The sequence below is a fragment of the Roseateles sp. P5_E11 genome (genome assembly GCF_054049355.1).
Map to the genome: position 1 here is coordinate 1 of NZ_JBFUMO010000353.1, position 6,169 is coordinate 6,169.

Annotated in this window: 3 protein-coding genes and 1 pseudogene; all 4 read left to right on the forward strand. The window is 69.6% G+C overall.

What is annotated here, in order from left to right:
- The coding region (locus ACXJKR_RS21620; RefSeq protein WP_457324573.1) for an MFS transporter at nt 1-1,401 on the forward strand (1,401 nt) is incomplete at its 5' end.
- A gap of 43 nt (nt 1,402-1,444) precedes the next feature.
- Nucleotides 1,445-2,761 (forward strand): xylose isomerase, encoded by a 1,317-nt coding sequence (xylA, locus tag ACXJKR_RS21625; RefSeq protein ID WP_457324574.1) that lies wholly within the window; start codon nt 1,445-1,447, stop codon nt 2,759-2,761.
- 2 nt (nt 2,762-2,763) lie between these two features.
- Complete coding sequence (gene xylB, locus ACXJKR_RS21630; RefSeq protein WP_457324575.1) at nt 2,764-4,227, forward strand: xylulokinase; 1,464 nt, start codon at nt 2,764-2,766, stop codon at nt 4,225-4,227.
- Between the two features lie 94 nt (nt 4,228-4,321).
- Nucleotides 4,322-6,169 (forward strand): annotated as a pseudogene (locus tag ACXJKR_RS21635) (hypothetical protein); the annotation flags it as partial.

Consider the following 6,169-nt stretch of genomic DNA (forward strand, 5'->3'; position numbering starts at 1 on the left):
ATCCTGCTGTGGCCGCGGCTGTGGGATGCCATCTTCGACCCCGTCATGGGCGTGCTGGCCGACCGCACCGAGACGCGCTGGGGCAAGTTCCGCCCCTGGGTGCTGTGGACCTCGGTGCCCTGGGCCGTCGTCATGGTGCTGGCCTACACGTCACCCGACCCGGCCTGGGGCTGGAGCACCGGCATGGTGGTGGCCTATGCGGGCATCACCAACACGCTGCTGATGACGCTGTACTCGATGAACAACATGCCCTACTCGGCCCTGGGCGGCGTCATGACGGCGGACCTGAACGAGCGCACCAAGCTCAACTCCTACCGCTTCGTGTCGGTCAACGTCGCGCAGTTCGTCGTCGGCGGCTTCACGCTGCCGCTGGTGGCCAAGTTCGCGCAAGGCGCCGACCGCGCCCACGGCTGGCAGGTCACGATGACGATCTGGGCCGCGGCCTGCCTGCTGCTCTTCATGGTCACCTTCTTCACGACCAAGGAGCGCATCAAGCCCATCGCGCAGGCCAAGTCCTCGCCCAGGCAGGATTTCAGCGACCTGCTGAAGAACGGCCCGTGGATCGCGCTGGTGGCCTACACGCTCTTCCACTTTGCGCTGCTGGCGCTGCGCGGCGGCGCCCACTACAACTACTACCACCACTACGCCGACAAGGCCGCCATGTTCGACTTCGTTGCAGCCCTGGGCCTGACGACGCCCGACGCGGCAGGCACTGGCAGCCTGGCCGACAGCCTGGGCTACATCGTGCACGGCACGCGCGACGGCCTGGCCCAGTCCAACACGGCCGACGTGTTCAACAGCATCGTCAACATGGTGGGCACAGGCACCACCATCGTCGTCATCATGCTGTCGGTGGGCCTGTCCGCGCGCTTCGGCAAACGCACGGTCGCCATCACCTGCTTCGCRCTGTCGACGCTGACTGCCTCCGCCCTCTACCTGCTGCCGCCCACCGCTACCTGGGGCATGGTGGGCCTGGCCTTCCTGGGCTCCGTCGTCTATGCGCCGACCTGCGCCGTCATGTGGGCCATGTATGCCGACGCGGCGGACTACTCAGAGTGGCAGACCGGCCGGCGCTTCACCGGCATGGTCTTCGCCACCATCGGCTTCTCGCTGAAGGCAGGCCTGGCCATCGGTTCGGCGGCCCTGCTGTGGATCCTGGCCGGCTTCTTCGGCTACGACACCCAGCAAGCTTCGGCGCCCAATGCCATTGAGGGCTACCGCTTCATGTCCAGCATCTTTGTCGGCCTGCTGTTTGCGGCCTGCACAGTCTGCATGCTCGCCAACAAGCTGACCAAGCAGACCACGCTGACGATGGCCGACGAGCTGGCCCAGCGCCGCCAGAAGGCCGGTGCCGGCCCTGATGACGACGGCCCGGCCAATGCCGTACCGGCCACCGCCTGACCTCTTTCACCACCCTTCCCTGATCCCGCAGTAAGGACCCGCCATGAGCACCGCCTATTCCGACCTCCCCACCGTCCCCTACGAAGGCCCCCAGTCCACCAACCCGCTGGCCTACCACTGGTATGACGCCAAGCGCGTCGTGATGGGCAAGACGCTGGCCGAGCACCTGCGACCGGCCGTCTGCTACTGGCACAACTTCTGCTGGAAGGGCGAGGACATCTTCGGCCTGGGCGCCACCGCCCATCAACGCAACTGGTTCGCCGAGGCTGACGCCGTCGCGGCCGCCAAGATCAAACTGGATGCCGCCTTCGACCTCTTCGGCAAGCTCGGCCTGCCCTACTGGTGTTTCCATGACCGCGACGTGGCCCCCGAAGGCGCGACGCTGGCTGAGTCCAACCGCATCCTCGACGGCCTGCTCGAAGCCGCCGCCAAGAAGATGCAGGACCAGAAGATCGGCCTGCTCTGGGGCACGGCCAACCTGTTTTCCAACCCGCGCTTCATGAGCGGCGCGGCCACCAACCCCGACCCCGAGGTCTTCGCCTACGCCGCAGCGCAAGTGAAGCACGTGCTCGAGTGGACGAATCGCCTGGGCGGCCAGAACTACGTGCTGTGGGGCGGCCGTGAAGGCTACGAGACCTTGCTGAACACCGACCTCAAGCGCGAGCTGGCGCAGTACGGCCGCTTCCTCAGCGCCGTCGTCGAGCACAAGCACAAGATCGGCTTCAAGGGCGCCATCCTGATCGAGCCCAAGCCGCAGGAACCCACCAAGCACCAGTACGACTACGACAGCGCCACGGTCTACGGCTTCCTGAAGACCTATGGCCTGGAGAACGAGGTCAAGGTCAATCTGGAGGTGAACCACGCCACGCTGGCCGGTCACAGCTTCGAGCATGAAGTCGCCACTGCCTGCGCCCTGGGCATCTTCGGCTCCATCGACGCCAACCGCGGCGACGAGCAGCTGGGCTGGGACACCGACCAGTTCCCCAACAACCACGCGGCTCTGGTGCMGGCCATGCTGGAGATCATCCGCGCGGGCGGCTTCACGACCGGCGGCACCAACTTCGACGCCAAGGTGCGCCGCCAGTCCATCGACCCGACTGACCAGCTCGAAGGCCATATCGGCGGCATGGACACCATGGCCCGCGCCTTCCTGAGCGCGGCGGCGCTGTACGAGAGCGGTCAGCTGGAGAAGGCCGTGGGCGATCGCTATGCGGGCTGGAACGGCGAGCTGGGCCAGAAGATCCAGGCGGGCGCCAGCCTTGACGAGCTCGCTGCCGTAGTTCACGCGCAAGGCATCTCGCCGGTCGCTCGCTCAGGCCGCCAGGAGCGCCTGGAGAACGTCGTCAACGCTTTCGTTTAAGCATGTTTCTCGGCATCGACCTCGGCACCTCCGAGCTGAAACTGCTGCTGCTGGACGAGCAGCACCACATCGTCGCGACCACCGGCGTCGCGCTGACCGTGCAGCGTCCGCAGCCGCTGTGGAGCGAGCAGGACCCCGCTGCCTGGTGGGCCGCGCTCGATCAAGGCATGGCGCAACTCGGCCAGAGCCACGCATCCGCCCTCGCAAGGGTGCGCGGCATCGGCCTGTCGGGACAGATGCATGGGGCCGTCACGCTGGACGACGCCGACCGCGTGCTGCGGCCGGCCATCCTGTGGAACGACGGCCGCAGCGCCGCGCAATGCGCCGAGATGATGGCCGCCTGCCCCGAGCTGCCGGCCATCACCGGCAACCTGGCGATGCCGGGCTTCACGGCGCCGAAGCTCGCCTGGATGCGCCAGCACGAACCCGAGCTGTTCGCCCGCGTGGCCAAGGTGCTGCTGCCCAAGGACTGGTTGCGCCTTTGCTTGAGCGGCTCCTTTGTGAGCGAGATGAGTGACGCCGCCGGCACGCTGTGGCTGGACGTCGCTCGCCGCCGCTGGTCGCCCGAGGCGCTGGCGCTGACGGGGCTGAACGAGAGCCACATGCCGCGGCTGGTGGAAGGCAGCGACCCGAGCGCTGGCTTGAAGCACGAGTTGGCCGAACGCTGGGGCCTGCGCGCGGGCATCCCGATTGCGGGCGGTGGTGGCGACAACGCGGCCAGCGCCGTCGGCATGGGCGTCGTCAAGCCAGGCCAGGGCTTTCTGTCTCTCGGCACCTCGGGCGTCATCTTCCTGTGCAACGAGGCCTTCAGCCCCAACCCGGCGCGTGCAGTGCATGCTTTCTGCCATGCGCTGCCGAACACCTGGCACCAGATGAGCGTCATGCTCAGCGCGGCGAGTGCGCTGCGCTGGGTGACGCTGCTGCTCAAGGAATCGAGCGAGGCCGAACTGATCGCCAAGGTCGCCCAGCTCACACCGGCCCAGCGTGAACGCGCGCCCCTCTTCCTGCCGTACCTGAGCGGCGAACGCACACCGCACAACAACGCGAATGMGCAGGGCGTGTTCTTCGGCCTCGCGCATGAGCACGATGCCGCGGCCCTCGGCTACGCGGTGCTCGAAGGCGTGGGCTTTGGCCTGCTGGACGGCTGGCAGGCCTTGCAGGCCGGCGGCGGCAAGGCCGAGTCGCTGTGGCTGGTGGGCGGCGGCGCGCGCAGCGAGTGGTGGGCGAAGTTGCTCGCCTCGCTGCTGAACATCCGCCTCGTCAATGGCGTGGGTGCCGAAGCCGGCGGCGCGCTCGGTGCGGCGCGCCTGGCTTGGCTGGCCTGTGGCGGCAGCGTCGACGAGGTCTGCCGCACGCCCGAGATCGCCCGCGTGGCCGAGCCCGATGCCGCGCTGGCCGCCGAACTGCACCCGCGTTTTGAGCGCTTCCAGCGCCTGTATGGCGCGCTGCGGACCGAGTTCAGCTGAGCGTCACTGCCAGGCGGGCGGCTTCGCGCCATGCATCGCCGACACTGAAGCGCTCAGACAACTGATCTGCTCTCATCAGCACCAAGTCCTGCGCATGCGCCCCACCACCGCCTTCGCCGCCCTGCTCCTCGCCTTGCTCGCCGGATGCGGCGGCGGTGGGGGCGGTGCCGCCGAACAGCCCCCGGCCAGCACGCCGGCCCTGCTGACGCCCGAGCTGATCTGGCCCGAACCAGCCGCCATCACCTGGGGCACCACGCTCAGCGCCGCCCAGCTCAATGCCAAGGCCAGCGTGGCGGGCAGCTATGCCTACACGCCGGCCACCGGCAGCCGGCCCGAGGTGGGCAGCCAGACGCTTAGCCTGGTCTTCACGCCCCAGGACGCGACCCGCTACCGCAGCGTCACGCTCAGCCGCCCGCTGCGGGTCGACAAGGCCCGACCGGCGCTGCGCTGGGATGCACCCGGGGCCGTCGTCGTGCAGGGCGCCGCCGTGACGGCCGCTGCCCTGGGCACTGCACCCCGCGCCCTCTACGGCGTGCAAGGCACGGCCGACCCGGCCTCGTTCAGCCTGCTGGACGGCCGGCCGCTGAGCCAGGCCAGCGCCACACCGGGCAGCACTGTGCTGCGCGCCCGCTTCTTGCCGCAGGACACGGCCCACTACGAGCCCGGCTGGGTGCAGACCCTGCTGAGCGTCAAGCCCGCGGCAGCCACCGCGAGCGTTGACTTCGGCGCGGCGCGCCAGACCATCCAGGGCTTCGGCGGCTCGGCGGCCTGGTACTACACGCCCATGGCCGCCGCCCGCGCGGACGTGCTGTTCGGCACCCAGGGCGATGACGCCCTCGGCCTGAGCATCCTGCGCCTGCGCATCGCCCCCGCGGCCTGGGACGCCACCGCCCGGACCGCCGACACCGGCGCCTGGAGCGCCGAGATGGGCAATGCCGTCGCTGCCCAGGCGCGCGGAGCCCTGGTGTTCGCATCCGCCTGGACGCCGCCCGCCTCGATGAAGCTCGCCAATCCCGAGCGGCGCGACCCGCTGTGGAGCGGGCGGCTGGACCCGGCCGCCTACGCCGCCTATGCCGAGTACCTGAACGCCTACCTGCGCTACGCCACGAGCCGCGGCGTCAGCCTCTACGCGGTCTCGCCGCAGAACGAGCCCGACTGGGACCCGGCCGACTACGAGTCCTGCCTGTGGAATGCCGACGAGCTCAAGGCCTGGATCGCCAACCACGGCGCGGCGGCCGTGGCCGGCACGAAGACGCTGCTGATGGCGCCCGAGTCGCTGAACTTTTCCCCCGCCACCACCGAGGCTCTGCTGGCCGACCCCGCCGTGGCCGCGCGCATCGGCGTCCTCGGCGGCCATCTCTACGGCGGCGTGCCGCAGGCGGCCGAGGGCGCACAGGGCCGTCCCGTGTGGATGACCGAGCACTTCCTGGATTCGGTCAACAAGTCCGGCACGGCCACGGCCTGGGCCACCGGCATCGACGACGCCCTGGCCATCGCGCGCGAGGTGCACGAGGGCTTCACCCTCGGCCAGTACAACGCCTACGTGCACTGGTGGCTGGTGAACGCCAACGACGCCCAGCCCACCGGCCTCATCGACGCCGCCAACCGGCCCAACCACTTTGGCCTGGGGCTCAAGCACTACGCCTACTTCATCCGCCCCGGGCTGCAGCGCGTCGAGGCCACCGCCCAGCCGCTGCCGGGCGTGAGGCTGTCGGCCTACGCCTCGCCGGCCGGCGCCGCCAGCCCGCGCGCCGTACTGGTGCTGATCAACGACGGCAGCCAGCCGCAAACCCTGGACCTGGCCTTGGCCGGCCGCGCGGACAGCAGCTGGACGCCCTATGTCACGACCGCCACCGCCCGTTTCGAGCGGCAGGCGGCCTTGTCCGCCACGGCCGGGCGCCTGAGCCTGACGCTGCCGGCCAAAAGCCTCACCACCCTGGTC